The organism is Candidatus Stoquefichus massiliensis AP9 (genome assembly GCF_000455285.1).
Lineage (GTDB): Bacteria > Bacillota_I > Bacilli_A > Erysipelotrichales > Coprobacillaceae > Stoquefichus > Stoquefichus massiliensis.
This window is the reverse complement of the sequence record NZ_HG005291.1, coordinates 125,034-144,690: the sequence shown is the minus strand read 5'-3', so window position 1 is coordinate 144,690 and position 19,657 is coordinate 125,034. Positions and strand designations below refer to the sequence as shown.

Below are 19,657 nucleotides of genomic sequence, written 5' to 3'. Positions count from 1 at the left end.
CTTTGACAAATGCATGGGATATTTTCATAAAAACATTTCGCTTTTATGAAATGCCTACTTTATTTCATAAGGAATTTTTAGGAATGGGATTAAGAGGCTTAGATATGATTGTTTTGCTATGTGGATTGGTGATTTTATTTATTATCGATGTTATGCAAGAACGTGGCAGTGTACGTGAACGTGTATCAATGAAACCAATTTATATACGTTGGACATTATATATTGTCGCATTTATAATAATTTTACTTTTAGGTATGTATGGACCTGGTTACGATCAAAATCAGTTTGTATATATGCAATTTTAGATGAGGAGGTTGATATAATGACAAGAATTCAAAAATTAAAGATTCTCACAATGACAATATTAATGCTCTTTCTTGTGTTTGGTACAAATTTTGTAATGTGCAGACAGTTAAATAGCAAATCGGATGCAACACGTATTAAGAATTTTTACAAGTTGGAAAAAAACAGCTTAGATATGATACTTATTGGGGCTAGTACTTCATTCACTGACTATTCTGCACCTTTGGCGTGGAAAGAATTTGGATATACAAGTTATTCATTTGCAACGAATATGGCACCTATGGGAATTGCAAAATCAATGCTTATTGAAGTTCGAAAAACACAAAAACCGAAACTTTTTGTTATAGATATCAATGGAATACTTTATAATGATGAACAGGAGTCAAGAGAAGGTTCAAATAGATTGTGGATCGATAATATGCCCTTTTCAAAAAATAAAATTGATACAATAAATGAATTGATTTCAGAAGATCAAAGATTAGCATATTATTTTCCATTATTGAAGTATCATTCAAATTGGCCACAATTGTATGATTGTTTAGAAGTAAGTATGAAAGAATTAACAGATAAAGACAAAACAAATCTAGCTGCTATGGGAATACAAGGGACTGCTAAAATTGATCCTCAGCGTCATTATGTAAATATAAAAGAGTATAATGATACACTTCCAATGCATCAATTATCTGGAAAACATTTAAAAGATTTACTTGAATATTGTAAGAAAGAAAAGTTATCCAATGTTATTTTTACAAATATGCCACGATATTATTCTAAAAAAATGTTACCTGAAAGAAAAAGAAACAATAGTGCGAAAGCCTTGATTAAAGAATATGGGTATGAATGTATTGATATGGATGATTATGTTGATGAGATTGGATTAAATCCTGAAAAAGATTATTATAATCCTAATCACTTAAATATATATGGTCAAAAGAAACTAACAAAGTATTTTGGAAAATTAATCAATGAGAGATTTCAATTATCTCAAACTCAGCATAGTGAAAGTGTAAAGAAAAGATATGATTATGAATTTATTTCTTATCAAAAGGTTTATGATTGGGCCGATTCTTATATTAAGAGAAAAAAGAGTAAGCGTTATAATTATGAAGAAGTTAAAGAAATTTTGAGTCATTAGGAGAATGAGAATGTATAATATATTAGATTATTTAGAAGAAAGCGCAAGAAAATATCCCAATAAAGTTGCATTTGCTGATCTTGAAAAAGAAATTACATATCAAGATTTAGTGGTAAAGGCAAAGCGTATAGGGAATCGATTAAGTGAAAATTTTGAGTTAGGAATGCCAGTACCTATTTTTATGGATAAAAGTGTTGATACAATCTGTTTGTTTTTTGGCGCTGTTTATGCTGAATGTTTTTATGTCATGTTAGATACAAAACAACCAAAAACAAGACTGAATCATATTATGAATACATTGGAAACAGATAGAGTTGTAACTTCAAATAAGTATTTATCAATACTTGAACGTTTGGAATTTAAAGGTCAAGTGATTATGATAGAGGATCTATTCGTGAGTCATCAACAAGATACAATACCAGAAGTAAGGTTACAAAAACATATAGATACAATGCCTTTATATTGTATTTTTACATCTGGATCAACAGGAGTTCCTAAGGGGGTTCTTGTTTCACATCGTAATGTTATTGATTTTATAGATGTTTTTGTTGAAAGTTTTGGCATTAATGAAAATGATGTTATTGGTAATCAGGCTCCATGGGATTTCGATGTATCAGTTAAAGATATATATTCAACAATTAAAGCAGGAGCGACAATGCAAATCATTCCTAAACAATTTTTCTCAATGCCTACAAAGTTACTGGATTTCTTATGTGAAAGAGAAGTAACAACAATCATTTGGGCAGTGTCTGCTGTATGTATTATATCTACATTAAAAGGGTTTGAATATAAAGTTCCTCTTAATCTTACTAAAATTATGTTCAGTGGTGAAGTCATGCCTGTAAAACAATTGCAAATATGGCAAAAATACATTCCAAATGCAATGTATGTGAACTTATATGGACCAACTGAGATTACATGTAATTGTACATATCATATTATTGATAGAGAATATGCTCTTGGTGAAGTTATTCCAATAGGAAAACCTTTTCCTAATGAAAAAGTGTTTTTATTAGATAATGATGATTGTGAAGTTACTAAATATGGTGCTATTGGTGAGATTTGTGTGAGTGGTACAGCTGTCAGTTTAGGTTATTACAATAATAAAGAACAGACTCAAAAAGCTTTTTGCCAGAATCCTTTAAATAAGTATTATATGGAGATTATTTATAGAACAGGAGATTTAGGATATTATAATGATGATGAAAATTTGTGTTTCACTTCTCGAAAAGATTTCCAGATTAAGCATATGGGACATCGTATTGAATTAGGCGAAATCGAAAATATGATGAATAAAGTTGAAGTCATTCAGCGTTCTTGCTGTATCTTTGAGAACAATAAGATTATTGCATTCTATGATGGTGAAATTGAAAGACGTGAGTTGATTAGAGTACTCAAGAAAGATTTACCAGTTTTTATGATACCAAATGTGTTTTATAAAATAGATAGATTCCCGATTACAAAAAATGGAAAAATAGATAGAAAAAAATTAAGTGATATGATTAAGGAGGAGTTTGATGTTTCAGCCTAAATATGAAGAGCTTGTTACACAGGTAACAACACCAGCTTATGTTTTTGATATTGATGTTTTATGCAATAGGATCCAATTTATAAAGAATAAGCTTGGAAACAAAGTGCAGTTGTGTTATGCTATGAAGGCTAATCCTTTTGTTGTGAAAGCCATCGAGAATCAGATAGATTATTACGAAGTGTGTTCACACGGGGAGTTTGATATTTGTGAGCGTGCTGGGATAAATATGAATAAAATTGTATTATCTGGTGTTTATAAAGCTAAACATGATCTAGAGTATGTAATTGCTAAATATCAAGATACTCTTATTTATACATGTGAATCACCAAATCAATTTCATATGATTCATGAAATTGCAAAACAAATGAATATAAAAGTCAATGCCTTATTGAGAATAACAACACATAATCAATTTGGTATGTCTGAGGATCAACTTTGTTCTTTAATTGAAAAAAGAAAAGAATTTCCTTATATAAATATTATAGGAATTCATCATTTTTCAGGGACTCAAAGAAAAAAAATAAATATGTATAAGGAAGAGTTAGAATATGTTGATTCTTTGATTCTAAAATTAGAAAATGAATATGGATATGTTCCTGACAAATTAGAATTTGGTCCAGGATTCTATGTGGAATATTTCCAACATTCAAAACAACCTTATGATGAGGAAGAATTATTGGATGGATTTGTAGATTTATTAGATAATCTTCATTTTCAAGGACAGATTACAATTGAATTAGGAAGATTTATAGCTGCTACATGTGGTAACTATTACACAGATATTGTAGATTACAAAGTTAATGATGTTCCTTATTGTATTGTGAATGGTGGAATGCATCAAACAACTTATTATGGGCAAATGATGGCAATGAAGATTCCGTATTACCGACAATTAAAGAAAAAAGAAGTACAAGGAGATTATATTAATTGTAATATATCAGGATCACTTTGTACAATTAATGATAATTTAGTAAAGGGATTAACTTTACAAAACCCAGAAGTGGGAGATATTATAGAGTTTCAACGAGTTGGCGCTTATGCAATGTGTGAAGGAATATCTTTGTTTTTAAGTAGAGATTTACCGAGTGTATATCTTTATTCAAATAAAGAAGGACTTCAGCTGCAGCGAGCACGTTTTGAGACAAATATATTAAATTTTAAACAATAGGAGAGAGAGAATGGAAAAATTATTAGAATTATTAGAAGAAATTGATGCAGATATTGATTTTAGAGGATGTAAAACATTAATTGATGATGCTATTTTAGATTCATTTGCTATTTTAGAAATTGTATCTGAAATTAATGATGAATTTGATGTACAAATCGGTGCATCTGATATTATTCCTGAAAACTTTAATTCTGCAGAAGGTATGTGGAATATGATTCAAAACTTAAAAGCATAAAAAGAAAAAACATCCATTTTTGGATGTTTTTTAGCGTTTTCTTATTTTATAAACAAGTCTGTTTAAATATGGGATAGATTGTAGATCTTTAGGATGTTCTGCATACATATAGAGAATAATAACAAAATAAGCTATGATGCCAACAATAACAGAGATTATTAATGGGATAAAGACTTTCTTTGTGAGTGCAAATAATCCATAATAGCATCCTCCAGCAAAGATTCCCATAACAATTGCTGCAACAAGAGGAAGAACATATGTACGACGTATTTCTTGATGATAATGTGTTTTTTTACGTAATGATTTTTGATTAAGAATACAAACCTGTAATCCATAAAAACAATTTGCAATTACTAGTGAATAGAGACCTAATGGTGTAAAAAATAATAAGATAGCTGTAATAATACAATGCCAAACGAGAGCTATAGCAGCATTTTTTAATGGTGCATTGACTTCACCAATGGCTTGTAAAATTCCATTCGTCAGAGTTGATAATCCAAAGAAAACCACACCAGGACTACCTACTGCAAGTAGCATAGTTGCGAGTTGAATTGTATCTTCTTGTGGAAATAAGATTCCCATAATAGGGAATGCGAGAACTGTCATTCCCACTGCAGATGGAATTAAAACCATCATTGTAACACGAATTCCAGAACGAATATGTTCTTTTGTCTGACGATAATTTTTAATTGCCCAAGAAGAAGATATAGCAGGAATAGAGGCAGTGGACATTGCTGATGCTAAAGCTACTGGAACATTCTGTAAAACAATATATTCTCCTGAATAAACACCAAACATAGTAACCGCATCTTTACCTGTACCCATCGCAAAATAGAAAATATACATATCTATTGTAGTGACAAGATTATAAATACACGTTGCAAAAATAATAGGAGTCACAATATTTAAAATCATTCTAAAGATACTTTTGTATGAATCTTCATAATTATCTGGATCATCTTGTACAATAAGATTATCTTTACGTTTAAAATACATTAATCCCATATATATTAATCCAATTAATACTCCAGCGCCTGTTCCTAAAGCACTTCCTGCTGCACCAATACTTGCAAGCTGACTTCCTCCTGCACTTAAGTATGGTTGAATAAACAAGTAGGCAGCACCAACAGAAACAATAGCATTAAAAACTTGTTCAATGATTTGGGAAACAGAAGTATATAAGGTCGTTTGATGAGCTTGAAAGTAGCCTCTAAATACACCAAGCAACCCTGATAAGAAAATTGTTGGACACAAAACTCTTAAAGCCATAACTGCATTTTCTGGAACAATAAATGGAGCAATGAAGAAAGCAACAATAGCAGCACCTCCACCAATTCCACATATATAAATAAAAGAACATTTTAATATTTTTTGAGCATTGTTATATTGATTTAAAATTAATTTTTCAGAAATTAATTTAGAAATAGCCGTTGGAATACTGTAAGAAGATATTAAGAGAATGAGAGCGTAGATATTATATGCTGTTGAATAATATCCAATCCCTTCAGTCGTAATTAATGAAGTTAAAGGACTTCGATAAAGAACTCCAATGATTCTTACTAATATTCCTGCAATAGCTAAAATAGATGCTTGTTTCACTATTGAACGAGTATGATTCATATTGGACCTCACTTTCTATATGTTTCATTATAACATTTATTTAAATAAAATCAAAAATCTTTTAATTTTGTTATTTTTTCATAGAATTTCCACATATTTCTGTTATAATACAGCCGTTAATCATTGAAGGAGGTCATTTTGAAATGAGTAAGAAATACAAATTAAAAAAACAAATTAAAAAAAGAATAATTATGATTGTATCACTTCTTTCAATGATTATTGTAATTATTGGAGGAATATATATTTATAATAATTATGTTCTGTCTTCTGATGACACTGAAGATGATTTGGTCTTTGATGAGGATGCAGGTATAGTACAAAAAACAAATGAACTAGATGGAGATTATCAGATACTTGCTGTAGGGAATAGTGCTCTTTATAGTGCGTTTAATCCATTACAATTATGGCATGAACAAGGATATACATCTTTTGTGATGGGAGCTCCTAAGCAAAATACAAAACTATCATATCATATGTTAAAAGAAGTATTGACTGTTCAAAAACCTCAATTACTTATTTTAGAAACAAATGCTTTTTTTGATGATCGTGTAGAAATTGAAGATCAAGGATATACTTATACAGCTATAAAACGTACTTACCCTTTATTTATGAAGAGTCAAAGATGGAATGATATCAAGAATGAAAAATATGTGCAGGATAAAAATTATAAAGTGCGTATGGAGTTGTTGAAAGGATATTATTTTGAAAAGACTACTGTTCCTTATACAAATGGTTTTTCATATATGAAAAAAACGAATCAAGAAAAGCCCTTTGGTACATTTACAAAACAGTATTTACCTCAAATATTAGAACTAGCCAAAGAGATGAATTGTCATGTTTTACTTATTGGTTTTCCATCTCAAACAGCATGGGACTATTCAAAGTATAATACTGTCAAAGAATATGCACAAAATAATAATTTCTCATTTATAGATTTTAATGTTAATCAGTATGATACAAACTTTGATTGGAAAACTGATTCACGTGATGGTGGGAATCATTTGAATTATTCAGGAGCTACAAAAATGACAAAATATATAGGTGGGTATATTAATAAACATTATAATTTGAAAAATCATCTCAATGAAAAAAGTTATCAGCAATGGAATCAAGATTATAATCGATTTATTCAAGAAATGGTAAAATAACAATGGTTGTAGATAAGGAATTAGAATAAAATGCATAAAAAAATAGTTAGAATTTGTTTAATATTATTAATTGTAATATCAATATGTTTAACAATATCGTATATTCTTAGTAGTGATAGAGAGAAAAACAATATTGTTCTTGGAGGAAGTGGAATTGAAGCATTATCAACTGAATTAAAGCAGTATAGTGGAAATGTTGATACTGCAAAGAAGGGTAGTATTGATGTATTAGCGATAGGAAATAGTGATTTGTTTAGCGGATTCAATCCTTTACAATTATGGCATGAAAGAGGAATTACTTCATATGCAGCTGGAGCTTCAATGCAGAATATGAGTTCTACATATTATATGTTAGAGGAAATATTAAAATATCAAAAGCCTAAAGTTTTGATTTTAGAACTGGATAATTTTTTTGAAGAAAGAGGAAAAGATAATAAGGCAGAAGCTAAGGATAATACTTATCGAACATGCTTCCCATTATTTAAGTACACACCATTATGGAATCAATTAAAAAATAAATCTTATGTTCAAGAAAAAGCAGCAAACGAACGTACTGTTATGAGAGGATATTATTATAAAACTGAAGTATTGGCAAACGATAAAGGGTATTCATATATGGGAAAAGATGATTCAAAAAGAGAAAAAATGGTGCAATATACCGAAAAATATTTTCCTAAAATTATGCAATTGGCACAGAAAAATAATTGTCAGGTCATTTTTCTATGCTTTCCATCACGTACATCATGGAATTATCGAAAACATAATACTGTAGCTTCATATGCTAAAAAATATCAGGTATCATATTTGGATTTAAATACAGATGATTATGGTACACAATTTAATTGGAAAACAGATACTAGAGATGCTGGTAATCATTTAAATCATTCTGGTGCGACAAAAATGACGAAATTTTTAGGTGAATATCTTACTGAACATTATCAACTGACTGATCATAGAGGAAATCCTCTTTTTGCTGATTGGGATAATGATTATCAAAATTATATATCATCAATTCAATAAAAGAAGTTATTTGTAAAGAAAAGTACGATTGATATTAATTTTCTTTATTGATTTTATTAAATATATGATATAATAATGAAAAATATATCTTGGAGGAGAAAAATGAACGAAAGTCGAATTTGTATTGCTTTAGATTTTCAAACAAAAGCAGAAGTTGAAGAGTTTTTAGATAAGTTTCAAGAAGAGAAACTTTATGTAAAAGTTGGAATGGAATTATTTTATGGTGAAGGAATTGAAATGATTAAAGCTATTAAAGAAAGAGGACATAAGATCTTCTTGGATTTAAAATTGCATGATATTCCTAATACTGTAAAGAGTGCTATGAAACAACTTGCAAAATTAGATGTAGATATGGTAAATGTTCATGCTTCTGGAAGTGTAGCAATGATGAAGGCTGCAATTGATGGATTGCAAGAAGGGAGTATTCATGGTCATAGACCATTATGTATAGCAGTAACGTGTTTAACATCTTTGGATCAAGAAATTTTAGATAATGAATTACTTATCCATGAGCCTTTAGAAGATGTTGTTTTAAAATGGGCTGAAAATGCAAAAGAAGCTGGGTTGGATGGAGTTGTATGCTCACCTCTAGAATCAAAAAGTATTCATGAGCATTTGGGAATGGACTTTTTAACAGTAACACCTGGTATACGTTTAGCAAGTGATAGTGTAAATGATCAGAAACGTGTAACAACACCAGCAATGGCAAAAGATTTAACATCTAGTTATATTGTTGTTGGTAGAACAATTACAAGAGCTGATAACCCAGTGGAAACCTATCGAGAAGTATATAGACAATTTCAAGGAGAATAAGAAGAATGGAAAAAATTATAGCAAAAGATTTATTAGATATTCAAGCTGTCTTTTTAAGACCAAATGAACCTTTTACTTGGGCTTCAGGTATTAAATCACCAATTTATTGTGATAATCGTTTGACATTATCATATCCAGAAGTCAGAAAAGATATTGAAGAAGGGCTTGCAACTTTGATTAAAGAAAACTATCCTGAATGTGAATGTTTGATGGGAACAGCAACAGCTGGGATTGCTCATGCTGCACTTGTTGCTGATATCTTAGATTTACCAATGGGATATGTACGCGGTGGTGCAAAATCACATGGACGCAATAATCGTATTGAAGGATTAGTAAAACCAGGAATGAAGGTTGTTGTTGTTGAAGATTTGATTTCTACAGGCGGATCATCATTAGAATGTGTTGATGCTTTAAGAGAGGCAGGATGTGAAGTTTTGGGAATGGTAGCCATTTTTACATATGGATTACCAAAAGCAACAGAAAATTTTGAAGTAAAAGAATGTTCATTTTATACACTTACAAACTATGATACATTAGTTAAAGTAGCTGTTGATAATGATTATATACATAAAGATGACTTAGATAAATTAAAAGCATGGAAGAAAAACCCTAATGATGAATCTTGGATGAGTAAGTAAAAATATAGTGGATTTAAAGAAATAAGTGGGGAATTCATCAATTTAAGTTGCAATTCTCCTTTTTTTCATGTATAACATTAATGATTATGTATGTATCTTTAAGGAGGTTAAGATATGTTCAAAAGTATGAGATATGTTTTGCAAGAAAATTTTACTAATCTATTTAGAATATATTCAATTGCAAAATATGAGTTACTTGCAGATATGAGAGATTCTAAATTAGGACTTTTTTGGAACTTTGCAAACCCAGTTATTCAAGTTTTGACTTATTGGTTTGTATTTGGGCTTGTTTGGGATAGAAAAGCTGTTCATGGCATAGGTTATATATTTTGGATGTTAGGTGGAATGGTTGTTTGGTTTTTTATTTCACCATGTATCACAAATGGATGTAATGCTATTTATTCAAAAATTGGTGTTATTACAAAGATGAAATTCCCAGTCAGTGTATTACCAGCGACAGTTGTATTAAAAGAATTGTTTAATCATTTATGCTTAATGCTAGTCTTGATTATCGTTTTTCCATTAGGTGGATATTATCCAAATTATCATTGGTTAGGAATCTTTTATTATTTGTTTTGTGCAATTGTTTTCTCTATTTCACTATCTATGACAACATCAGTGTTAAATATGTTAGCTAGGGATACAAGAAAATTAGTTTTGGCATGTATGAGACTTTTACTTTATTTAACACCTATTTTATGGGATATTGAAAGAATTCCATTTAAATTTTTGCAATATATTATGAAGGCTAATCCAATTTATTATATAGTTCAAGGATATAGAGATTGCTTTTTCTATCACAAAGGATTTTGGGCTTATCATAATTCTATGATTGCATTTTGGATCATTACATTTATATTATTTGCATTTGGAAGTTACATGATGTATAAATTTAAACACAAATTTATTGATATGATTTAGAGGTGAATCTATGAACGAAGAATACGCAATAGAATTTAGACATGTATCTAAGATTTACAGTTTAAAGTCTAAAGATAAGAAACACAATGAAGATAAAAGATTTTATGCACTTAAAGATATTAATTTTAAAATTAAAAGAGGAGAGGTTGTTGGTGTTTTGGGAACAAATGGTTCTGGTAAATCAACAATGTCAGTAATATTAGCAGGAATTAGTGAAGTTGACGAAGGAGAAATGATTGTTAATGGTGAGCAAGCATTGATTGCCATAAATTTAGGTCTTAATAATCAATTAACTGGTGAAGAAAATATTGAATTAAAAGGTGCTTTACTTGGTTTAACTAAAAAACAGATTCAGAACATTAAAAGTCAAGTTATTGAATTTTCAGAAATTGGTGATTTCTTATATCAACCCGTAAAAAAATATTCTAGTGGTATGAAATCAAGGCTTGGATTTAGTATTAATTTAGCCTTGAATCCAGAAATATTTATTGTTGATGAAGCTTTATCTGTTGGAGATAAAGGATTTGCGCAAAAATGTTTAGACAAAATGACTGAGTTAAAAGATGAAGGAAAAACAATTGTTTTTATATCTCATTCATTACAGCAAGTTCGAGATTTTTGTGATACTGCATTATGGATTGAAGGTGGTATGTTAAAAGATTATGGTGATGTAGAAACAATCTGTGATCAATATGCTGAGTATGTTGATTATTATAACCGCTTAAGTAATGAAGAAAAAAGAAGAGAACGTGATGAAAAGTTTGATAGAAGATTACTTCCAAAAGAAGATAAAGGATTTTTTAAAAAACTATTTAATCACTAATAAATACAAAAATATATAGAATACCTACTCACCTATGAGCTTTGAGTTTGTCTTTTTCTTTAAATGATGAGAAGGAGATTGAAGTTAATAGGTGAGTTCAATTATATTTTGGAAGATATAAGGAGAATATTATGAAAAAGGTTATAACTTATGGAACATATGATTTATTTCATGTAGGACATTTAAATATTATAAAGCGCGCTAAAGAATTAGGAGATTATTTAATTGTAGCTGTGAGTAGTGATAAATTTAATGAGATAAAAGGGAAAAAATGTGCAATTCCAGATAATGAAAGAATGGAAATTGTTAAAGCAATTAAATATGTAGATGAAGTTATATCAGAGGATTCATGGGATCAAAAAATTGAAGATATAAAAAAATATGATATAGATGTTTTTGTTATGGGAGATGACTGGAAAGGAAAGTTTGATTTTCTAAAAGAGTATTGTGAAGTGGTCTATCTGTCAAGAACACCTGATATTTCAACTACTAAAATAAAAAAAGAATTGAAATTAAAGTAGGATTTACCAATGAAAAACAATAAGCAAGATACTTTCAATAATTTAAATCATATACTATTTATTGAACTTAATCATAGTCAAAAGTTATTATTAAACATCTTAAACTTAAAAGCACTATATGAAAAAGAAATAGAAATTTATATTGTTAAAAATGATTTTTTGAATCAAGAAGCACATGATAGTAAAAATATACATTTAGTAGAGAAAAATTCACAAAAACATAGAGTTTTATTAAAAAAAGCTCATTATATTATTGTGGACAGTTACTTTTCTGAAAATATCCAAATAAACAAGAAACAAAAATTAATACATATTCCAACTATGAATCACCAACAGAAATTACATATAATGCAAAAAATATGTCGACAAGCAACTTATAATGTTTTTCTATCTAAAATAGATAGTCAACTATATTTTGATGAAATTGGAATGAAAGAAGAATTATTAAGTAATAATATTTTTCTTGATTATTATTTAGATTCTCAAAAAATAATTGATTTGTTATATACAAATTCGTGTGGTAAAAAACAAGAGTATGAAGGTAAAAAAAACATTTTAATTTATGTTGGTAAAATAAATAATAAACATCAAGAAAGTTTAATCTTAAAATATATTAATCAATTGAATTTTATAAAGGATAATTATTTTGTTCTATCGTCTGATTCTCAGTTATTTGATTTCATCAAGTCAATACATAAAGAACTTGGATTTATAACTTATACAAAAGGAAAGTATAGTTTTCAAGAAAAATTACTATTGAAATTATGTTTGAGATATAAATTTATTGATCAATTATTAAAAAACAAGACTGATCAAATTTTAAAAAGAAATCTTTTATTGAATTTGAACGGATTGCAAATAGATGAATTTATAGATTTGTTAGATGAAAATCAATTAACATGTCGAGAATTATCTTTCTTAAAATGTAATAAAAAATATTTGGACATTGAACCATATTATGTTGGGTTAAAGACAAACTATCGTTGGTACAAAAATAATATATTATTTAAAATGAAAAATTATGATTCTTCATTTAAAATACCAGATATTGTTTTTAATGAAAGTGAAAAAGAAAATTTTTATAATACATCTGTTTGTTTTTATAGATGTTTTTCTAGAATAAAGAAGACAAATCAATCATTACATATTAATATATACGTCAAAGTAAAAAGTACTTATTCGTTCAAATTAAATCAATGTAATGTTATGGTTGGTGAACAATATACCAATTATAAGATTAAGAAAGGGTTATTTTTTGATAAAATTGATATATCATTGCCTTATGACTATGTTTTATCATTACCAGCTCAAAATAAGATATTTATAAAGTATGTTGATCAAGAAGGATTTGGTTTTATTAAAGATATCAAATATTATCATAGAAATAAAAATAAATATTTAAAATCAAAAATTATTAATATTGATGGGAAAACAAGCTGTTATTTAAGACAGTCTTTGAAGAATAGAGTTTATTTTACAATAAGACCACATAATAGAACTGATAATTGTATTGAAAATTGTAAAATAAATTTTGCATATTACTTATCAATGTTAATTAATAAAAAAAGAATATACATACTTTATGAAAAGGACTCGTCAAGATATGAGGAGAGTGCTTCTGTCTTATATGAAAAATTAATTGATGAGGGTTATTGTAATGCTTATTTCATACTTGATAAATATTATCCTGATTATGATAAAATAAAAGAAAAATATAAAAAGAATATTATTGATAAATATTCTTTTAAACATTATTTGTATTTTTTCTTGTCAGAAACATTTTTTGGTTCTGAATTACTTGTACATGCTATGGAGTTAAGAATTATGAATAAGCATGTTTTAAAGAAAATTAATTCAACAGATATTAATTATGTTTTTTTACAGCATGGTGTTATGTATATGATTTCATTGGACTCTGATTCACGCAAATACTTTACGCCTCGCAAGGATGGTAAAGGAAAGTTTAGAGTTGTTACATCTTCTCAAAAGGAAGCAGATCATTTTGTACAGTTAGGAGGGTATAATCCTGAACAAGTTATTATTTGTGGATTGCCAAAGTATGATCGAAATATTCTTTATTCTAATGCTGATAAAATTGTTATTATGCCAACTTGGAGACCATGGGAATATAATCAAGCAACAACTGACTTTAGAAAAACACATTATTATCAGATGTTAGAGAGAATTGTTGAAGGTATTGGTAAGAATAATAGAAAACATTTAATTATTCTACCACATCCATTGTTCTATAAAGCAGCTAAGGAGAATGATTTTTATCTCAAAAAATTTATGAAGTTTAATGTAAAATATGATGAGATTTTACGTCAAACAAGAGTTCTTATTACTGATTATTCTTCTATTGCATATGATGCTTTTTATAGAGGAAGTCGGGTTATATTTTATTGGGAGGAATTAGAGGAAAGTTTAGAAAATTATGGATTTAATACAAAACTTATGTTGAATTTTGATAATGTGTTTGGCGATATATGTTATAATTCGGAAGATTTAAGTCAAGTGATTGATGAAAATTATTATCATGATCAAAAGGAAAACTATATTAACAATTATAACCAGATTGTTGAATTCCATGATAGCAAAAATACTGAACGTTTGATTGAAATTTTAAAAGTAGATGGAATTTTATAAATTATTATGTAGAAAAGAGAAAAATTATGCAAAGAGTAACGGAAATAATTGAATTTGATGAGATTGTTGAAAATCAAATAATAGGTAGACCTCAAAAAATGACGAGTTGTATTTTTGAAATTTTTGGAAAGAATAACATAATTTATTTTGATGAAGATGTTAATTTATATGATACGTCAATTAGAGTATATGGAGATAATAATGTCATATTTATATCTGCAAGCCATACGAATCTATTGAAATTAAAAATAGATATTTATAACAATAGTGTTTTTTATATTGGTAAAGATTGTAATACAACACGTCCTTTACATATTGTTTTAAGTGAAGGAAAACATTTAATAATTGGGGATGACTGTTTATTTTCATTTGATATTTGGTTTAGAAATGCTGATCCACATTTAATTTATGATGTGGAGACAAAAACAAGAATTAATCCTAGTCAAAGTATATATATTGGTGATCATGTGTGGATAGGGCAAGAGGTCTTGATATCAAAAGGAACACAGATAGGTTCTGGAAGTATTATAGGAGCAAAATGCTTAACTACTGCTCATCCTATTCCATCTAATTGTAGTGTGGGTGGTGTTCCAGCGAAAATGATTAAAAAGAACATTTTTTGGTTAAAGCCATCTGTTCATAATTATAAGTATGAACAAACAAAGAGCAGTCAGACTTTTAAAAGTACAAAATATATCTATAAAAAGAGTTCTAATTCATTATTTTCTGAAATTGAAAAAGAATTACAACTGCATAAGAACTCTTTGCAACGATATGAGTATTTATATCAATATGTATATCTTAATAATGATAAAAATCGCTTTTATATAGAATTAAATGAAAAAAAACAAAAAAGATCAATGTTAAGGTTATTTAGAAAACGTTAAATATTGGTTTATATTCAAAATGAAAGGTGCTATAATGTTCAGCAAGAGGTGATAAATATGACTAAATTGTTTACAGTCGGACCAGTAGAAATGTATGAGGAATCATTAGAAATAGGAGGATTGCAAGTTCCATATTTCAGAACAGATGAATTCTCTCAAATTGTAAAAGAAACTATGTCAGGCATGAAAACTTTATTAAATAATGAAGATGAAGGGGAAATTATTTTCCTGACTGCATCTGGAACAGGAGCAATGGAAGCAACTGTGCAAAATTGTTTGGATGAAAATGATTGTGTTCTAGTGATTGATGGTGGGGGATTTGGACATCGTTTTGTAGAACTATGTGAAATTCATCATATAAAGCATACTGCTGTGAAAGTTGAATATGGACAGAGACTAACTAGAAAAATGATAGAAGAAACTGTAGATCAATCTGGATTTTCATATACAGCTTTATTAGTTAATATTCATGAGAGTTCAACAGGGCAGTTGTATGATATCAATATGCTTTCAGAATACTGCAGTGAGAATGGTTTGTATTTTATAGTTGATGCAATCAGTTCTTTTTTAGCAGACTCATTAGATATGCAAAAGCATAAAATAGATGCTGTAATATTAAGTTCGCAAAAAGCATTGTCATTAGCTCCAGGATTAAGCATAGTAGCAATTAATAAAAGAATGCTTCAAAAAGTGAATTCAATACCTCTTAAATCAATGTATTTTGATTTTAAGCATCATATCGCTGATGGAAAAAGGGGACAAACTCCATTTACTCCAGCTGTTAGGGTTATTATTGAGTTGCATCAGCGTGTTTTATCATTAGTCAACAAAGGATATGCTCAAGAAATTGCTGATGTTCAATTATTAGCAAATGATTTTAGAGAGAAAATTGAAAAAATTGGATTGCAAATACCTACATATCCAATTTCAAATGCATTAACACCTGTTATTTTCCCTAAGAACAATGCAGGTGAGGTTTATCGTATTTTAAAAGAGAAATATGGCATGGTTGTTAATCCAACTGGTGGGACTCTTGGTGATACATATTTTAGAGTAGCTCATATAGGAAAACATAGCATAGCTGATAATGATGAATTGATTGCTGCAATTAAAGAAATCATTGGATAGCAGGTGATAATATGAAAAAAGTAATTACATATGGAACATTTGATTTGTTTCATCAGGGGCATTATAATATTTTGAAACGTGCTAAAACTTTGGGAGATTACCTTATTGTAGGAGTTACTGGAGAAAATTATGATGCTGAAAGAGGTAAGCTTTCTGTTCAGGATAGTTTACCAGAACGTATTGAAAATGTCAGAAAGACTGGCTTTGCAGATCAAATCATAGTGGAAGAGTATGATGGACAGAAAATTAATGATATTATTAGTTATGGTGTAGATACTCTAGTTTTAGGTTTAGACTGGAAAGGAAAGTTTGATCATCTTAAAAAATATTGTGATGTTGTATATCTTGAAAGAACAAAAAACATATCAAGTACACAATTAAGACAAGAAAAAAATACTATTTTCAATTATGGTATCGTTACTGATAATATATTAGAAAATGACTTTATATTTGATGCTGAATATGTCAGTGGAATTCATATTGAAAGTATATATTCACAGGATGAAAGAATATCAAAGACAATATGTGAGAATTTGCATATTAGTTATGAATTTAATGATTATAAACAGTTTTTATCAACTGTAGATATAGTTTATGTTGGATGCAAGTTGGAAGATAGATACGAATACATTAAAGAAGCACTTATAAATGGTAAGCATGTTATTAGCGATTCACCAATGAGTTTAGATACTCAAAAAGTTGAGAAACTATATGCTCTAGCAGATGAACATAAGTTAATTTTATTGGATAATATACCAACAGTATACGTAAAGACATTCAATCAACTTTTAAGTATAGCTAATTCTCATGTTATTGGAGAAATCGTCAATGTAAAATGCTCTCTACCTTTAGAAGAACTTTCGATGTATTATCCACGTTCGACATATGATGCTATGTATTTTATCATTTGTATACTTACGAAAATATTAGGACGAGATTATCAAAAAGCTTTAATGAAAACAATAAAGAATAATGATAAGATCATATATCAAAAAATTGAATTTGATTATGAAAATAGTGTTGCATATGGAGAATTGACTCAGTCGATTCAAAGTGATTCACATATGGAACTTGTAGGAACGAATGGTCGAATTGTTGTTCCTAATTTATGGTGGAATGCAAATTATTTTAAAGTTATAACAAATGACACAAATAATGTAAGACGTTACAGTACAAATTTTGAAGGTAATGGATTTAGATATTTAATGCAGGTAATGATGCAAATGATTAAAGATAAAAAAATCGAATCATTAAGATTATCTGGAAATGATTCAGTTGAAATCATAAAGTTATTAACAAAAATATAGATTAGTGTAGGTGAAAAAATGAAGGATTATTTAATTTCAATTATCATAGATTGTGATAATAGCAGTGAAGAAAATATTCGTAAAACTATCAAATCAATAATTGAGAATACTTATTGTAAAGATAAAGTAGAGGTTTTTTTATTGAATAGCCACAGTGTGCATTCTTTTGATGATTTAGAAAATAAGATTGTTTTTTGCCAGGGAAGCAGTTTAATTGCAGCATTGAATACAGCAAAAGAAAATGCAAATGGGAAATATTTGCATTTTCTTTCAGCAGGTGATGTATATTATAAACAATCTTTAGATAGAGTCTGTAAACATTTGCTAAAAAATCAGTTTGATTTGATTCATTGTTCTCTTTTAAATAATCATAATCAATTTCAAATTGATAAAATATATAAAGAAAAAAGAGAAAAACAATATAATCCGCATGAATTCAATTATTTACCAATAAAACTAAAAGAGTGTTTTGTAAAAAAAGAAAATCTTAAGGAAATTGTTTTTTCAAGTGAAGCGAATACATTATTTGAAATTGATTTTTTTTGTAGACTTATAATAGATGATCATTTCAATTGTTTGAAATTATCTTCTAGTGTAGTAGCTTTTATGAATAGTGATTGTTTTATAAATAAAAGTCATGATATTACATTCTTTGAAAAATTCAAAGAATGCAATTTAACTGTTTATGAACAGTATTATATTTTAATGGTGTTAAGAGATTTATTGGATAAAAAATCAATTAAAGACAGAGAAAACCGTTTAAACCTTGAAGAAAAAAATAGTTATCTCATATCAATAAGCGAACTCTTAAAGAATATATCAGATGAAGTTATTATTGGCATGTCTGCACTTATATTACAACATAAAAATTATTTTCTAACACTTAAACATGGAAAAGATTATGTGAGTGATATTGAAATCAAAAAGTTAAGAATCAATAAAAAGGAATCTCCATATATTACATATCATAATGAAATATTATATAATGTTACAGGAATTGGAAATTTCAAGATAAATGTTCTAGAAAGTCAAAATAATATATTAATCTTGGATGGATTGGATGTCTTTAGTTTTCTAGGTGATAAATATAGTGTAATTGCTATTGACAATAATGAACAATTTTATAAACCACAAATTTTCAAATGGCCTTTACTAGATAAAAAGGGATTTATTGGCGAAACTATATATATGGGCAGAAGATTTAAATTTGAAATTCCTCTAAACGATATAAAAAAATTGAATTTTTTTCTTATCAATGAAAATGGTGAAAAATTTCAGTTAATACCTTCTTTTGGTGTTTATTCTAAGCTTGTTAAAAAGTTAAAAATGTCATACTATGCTAAAGATAGTTATATTTTTAGATATAAAAATAAAGGTATTTCAATTATACAGAATAGAATAAAAACACATATAAAGTGTGAATGTAAGTTTTTAATGCAATTAGCGAAAAACAAAAAGTTTTCTATTATATGGCTTCGTCTTATTTATTTTATGTTTAATTATTTTAAGAAAAAGCCTATTTGGTTAATAAGAGATAATGAAAAAAGGGCTAAAGATAGTGGTGCAGAAATGTTTAAATATTATAGCAAGTGGGACAAAAAAGATGTTGCTAATGCATATTTTATACTTGATAAAGATTGTTCTGATTATCCACAGATGAAGCCATATGGAAAGATAATTCAACCTGATTCTTTCAAGTATAAACTCTATCATTTACTTGCTGATAAGCTTATTGATACAAGAGGTGGTATAGATTGTCGTTATATCTTTAAAGGTGATTCTGATTATGTTAAAGATTTATGTCATTGGGATT

The 19,657-nt window shown here is 28.1% G+C and carries 17 protein-coding genes and 1 pseudogene; 17 read left to right on the top strand and 1 reads right to left on the bottom strand.

Going from position 1 to position 19,657, the window contains the following annotated elements; all coding sequences use genetic code 11:
• The 5 genes and pseudogenes from BN350_RS19240 to BN350_RS13310 form a co-directional block, all read left to right on the top strand.
• Positions 1 to 305 (top strand): annotated as a pseudogene (locus BN350_RS19240) (hypothetical protein); the annotation flags it as partial.
• Between the two features lie 17 nt (positions 306 to 322).
• Entirely contained in the window at positions 323 to 1,438 is a 1,116-nt protein-coding gene (locus tag BN350_RS13325) for a hypothetical protein (protein WP_028044053.1), read from the top strand.
• Between the two features lie 10 nt (positions 1,439 to 1,448).
• Positions 1,449 to 2,969: an AMP-binding protein gene (locus BN350_RS13320; RefSeq protein ID WP_028044052.1), complete on the top strand. Its 1,521-nt coding sequence runs from the start codon at positions 1,449 to 1,451 to the stop codon at positions 2,967 to 2,969.
• Complete coding sequence (locus tag BN350_RS13315; protein ID WP_028044051.1) at positions 2,956 to 4,137, top strand: alanine racemase; 1,182 nt, start codon at positions 2,956 to 2,958, stop codon at positions 4,135 to 4,137. The genes BN350_RS13320 and BN350_RS13315 overlap by 14 nt, the downstream gene beginning before the upstream one ends.
• A gap of 10 nt (positions 4,138 to 4,147) precedes the next feature.
• Complete coding sequence (locus BN350_RS13310) at positions 4,148 to 4,372, top strand: acyl carrier protein (protein WP_028044050.1); 225 nt, start codon at positions 4,148 to 4,150, stop codon at positions 4,370 to 4,372.
• 30 nt (positions 4,373 to 4,402) lie between these two features.
• On the opposite strand, the gene BN350_RS13305 is transcribed toward BN350_RS13310, so the two are convergent.
• On the bottom strand, positions 4,403 to 5,992 hold the full coding sequence (locus BN350_RS13305; protein WP_028044049.1) for a putative polysaccharide biosynthesis protein: 1,590 nt from the start codon (positions 5,990 to 5,992) through the stop codon (positions 4,403 to 4,405).
• A gap of 143 nt (positions 5,993 to 6,135) precedes the next feature.
• Here BN350_RS13305 and BN350_RS13300 point away from each other — a divergent pair, with 143 nt between their 5' ends.
• From BN350_RS13300 to BN350_RS19230, 12 genes are all read left to right on the top strand, one after another.
• Positions 6,136 to 7,140: a hypothetical protein gene (locus BN350_RS13300; RefSeq protein WP_028044048.1), complete on the top strand. Its 1,005-nt coding sequence runs from the start codon at positions 6,136 to 6,138 to the stop codon at positions 7,138 to 7,140.
• Between the two features lie 30 nt (positions 7,141 to 7,170).
• Positions 7,171 to 8,160, top strand: a complete 990-nt coding sequence (locus tag BN350_RS19235) for a hypothetical protein (protein ID WP_049945574.1) — start codon at positions 7,171 to 7,173, stop codon at positions 8,158 to 8,160.
• Positions 8,161 to 8,262: 102 nt separating this feature from the next.
• Positions 8,263 to 8,973, top strand: coding sequence for an orotidine-5'-phosphate decarboxylase (gene pyrF / locus BN350_RS13290; RefSeq protein WP_028044047.1), 711 nt, complete (start codon positions 8,263 to 8,265; stop codon positions 8,971 to 8,973).
• A gap of 5 nt (positions 8,974 to 8,978) precedes the next feature.
• Positions 8,979 to 9,611, top strand: coding sequence for an orotate phosphoribosyltransferase (pyrE, locus tag BN350_RS13285; protein ID WP_028044046.1), 633 nt, complete (start codon positions 8,979 to 8,981; stop codon positions 9,609 to 9,611).
• A 114-nt stretch (positions 9,612 to 9,725) separates the two neighbouring features.
• Positions 9,726 to 10,532, top strand: a complete 807-nt coding sequence (locus BN350_RS13280; RefSeq protein WP_028044045.1) for an ABC transporter permease — start codon at positions 9,726 to 9,728, stop codon at positions 10,530 to 10,532.
• A gap of 10 nt (positions 10,533 to 10,542) precedes the next feature.
• Positions 10,543 to 11,355: an ABC transporter ATP-binding protein gene (locus BN350_RS13275; RefSeq protein WP_028044044.1), complete on the top strand. Its 813-nt coding sequence runs from the start codon at positions 10,543 to 10,545 to the stop codon at positions 11,353 to 11,355.
• 131 nt (positions 11,356 to 11,486) lie between these two features.
• On the top strand, positions 11,487 to 11,876 hold the full coding sequence (gene tagD, locus BN350_RS13270; RefSeq protein WP_028044043.1) for a glycerol-3-phosphate cytidylyltransferase: 390 nt from the start codon (positions 11,487 to 11,489) through the stop codon (positions 11,874 to 11,876).
• A 9-nt stretch (positions 11,877 to 11,885) separates the two neighbouring features.
• The gene (locus BN350_RS13265) at positions 11,886 to 14,522 is read left to right on the top strand and encodes a CDP-glycerol glycerophosphotransferase family protein (RefSeq protein ID WP_028044042.1); all 2,637 of its coding nucleotides are present in this window, start codon (positions 11,886 to 11,888) and stop codon (positions 14,520 to 14,522) included.
• Between the two features lie 26 nt (positions 14,523 to 14,548).
• Positions 14,549 to 15,409 (top strand): acyltransferase, encoded by an 861-nt coding sequence (locus BN350_RS13260; protein WP_028044041.1) that lies wholly within the window; start codon positions 14,549 to 14,551, stop codon positions 15,407 to 15,409.
• Positions 15,410 to 15,466: 57 nt separating this feature from the next.
• Complete coding sequence (locus BN350_RS13255) at positions 15,467 to 16,537, top strand: pyridoxal-phosphate-dependent aminotransferase family protein (RefSeq protein WP_049945573.1); 1,071 nt, start codon at positions 15,467 to 15,469, stop codon at positions 16,535 to 16,537.
• 11 nt (positions 16,538 to 16,548) lie between these two features.
• A complete protein-coding gene (locus BN350_RS21405) occupies positions 16,549 to 17,844 on the top strand; it encodes an adenylyltransferase/cytidyltransferase family protein (RefSeq protein WP_028044039.1) in 1,296 nt (431 codons plus the stop codon).
• Positions 17,845 to 17,862: 18 nt separating this feature from the next.
• On the top strand, positions 17,863 to 19,657 hold a 1,795-nt coding region (locus BN350_RS19230), incomplete at its 3' end, for a glycosyltransferase family A protein (protein ID WP_147573594.1).

What these genes read in the sequence shown, in the direction of transcription:
- BN350_RS13325 (WP_028044053.1), top strand. Translation starts at nt 323, where the DNA reads ATGACAAGAATTCAAAAATTAAAGATTCTCACAATGACAATATTAATG.
- BN350_RS13320 (WP_028044052.1), top strand. Translation starts at nt 1,449, where the DNA reads ATGTATAATATATTAGATTATTTAGAAGAAAGCGCAAGAAAATATCCC.
- BN350_RS13315 (WP_028044051.1), top strand. Translation starts at nt 2,956, where the DNA reads ATGTTTCAGCCTAAATATGAAGAGCTTGTTACACAGGTAACAACACCA.
- BN350_RS13310 (WP_028044050.1), top strand. Translation starts at nt 4,148, where the DNA reads ATGGAAAAATTATTAGAATTATTAGAAGAAATTGATGCAGATATTGAT.
- BN350_RS13305 (WP_028044049.1), bottom strand. Translation starts at nt 5,992, where the DNA reads ATGAATCATACTCGTTCAATAGTGAAACAAGCATCTATTTTAGCTATT.
- BN350_RS13300 (WP_028044048.1), top strand. Translation starts at nt 6,136, where the DNA reads ATGAGTAAGAAATACAAATTAAAAAAACAAATTAAAAAAAGAATAATT.
- BN350_RS19235 (WP_049945574.1), top strand. Translation starts at nt 7,171, where the DNA reads ATGCATAAAAAAATAGTTAGAATTTGTTTAATATTATTAATTGTAATA.
- pyrF (WP_028044047.1), top strand. Translation starts at nt 8,263, where the DNA reads ATGAACGAAAGTCGAATTTGTATTGCTTTAGATTTTCAAACAAAAGCA.
- pyrE (WP_028044046.1), top strand. Translation starts at nt 8,979, where the DNA reads ATGGAAAAAATTATAGCAAAAGATTTATTAGATATTCAAGCTGTCTTT.
- BN350_RS13280 (WP_028044045.1), top strand. Translation starts at nt 9,726, where the DNA reads ATGTTCAAAAGTATGAGATATGTTTTGCAAGAAAATTTTACTAATCTA.
- BN350_RS13275 (WP_028044044.1), top strand. Translation starts at nt 10,543, where the DNA reads ATGAACGAAGAATACGCAATAGAATTTAGACATGTATCTAAGATTTAC.
- tagD (WP_028044043.1), top strand. Translation starts at nt 11,487, where the DNA reads ATGAAAAAGGTTATAACTTATGGAACATATGATTTATTTCATGTAGGA.
- BN350_RS13265 (WP_028044042.1), top strand. Translation starts at nt 11,886, where the DNA reads ATGAAAAACAATAAGCAAGATACTTTCAATAATTTAAATCATATACTA.
- BN350_RS13260 (WP_028044041.1), top strand. Translation starts at nt 14,549, where the DNA reads ATGCAAAGAGTAACGGAAATAATTGAATTTGATGAGATTGTTGAAAAT.
- BN350_RS13255 (WP_049945573.1), top strand. Translation starts at nt 15,467, where the DNA reads ATGACTAAATTGTTTACAGTCGGACCAGTAGAAATGTATGAGGAATCA.
- BN350_RS21405 (WP_028044039.1), top strand. Translation starts at nt 16,549, where the DNA reads ATGAAAAAAGTAATTACATATGGAACATTTGATTTGTTTCATCAGGGG.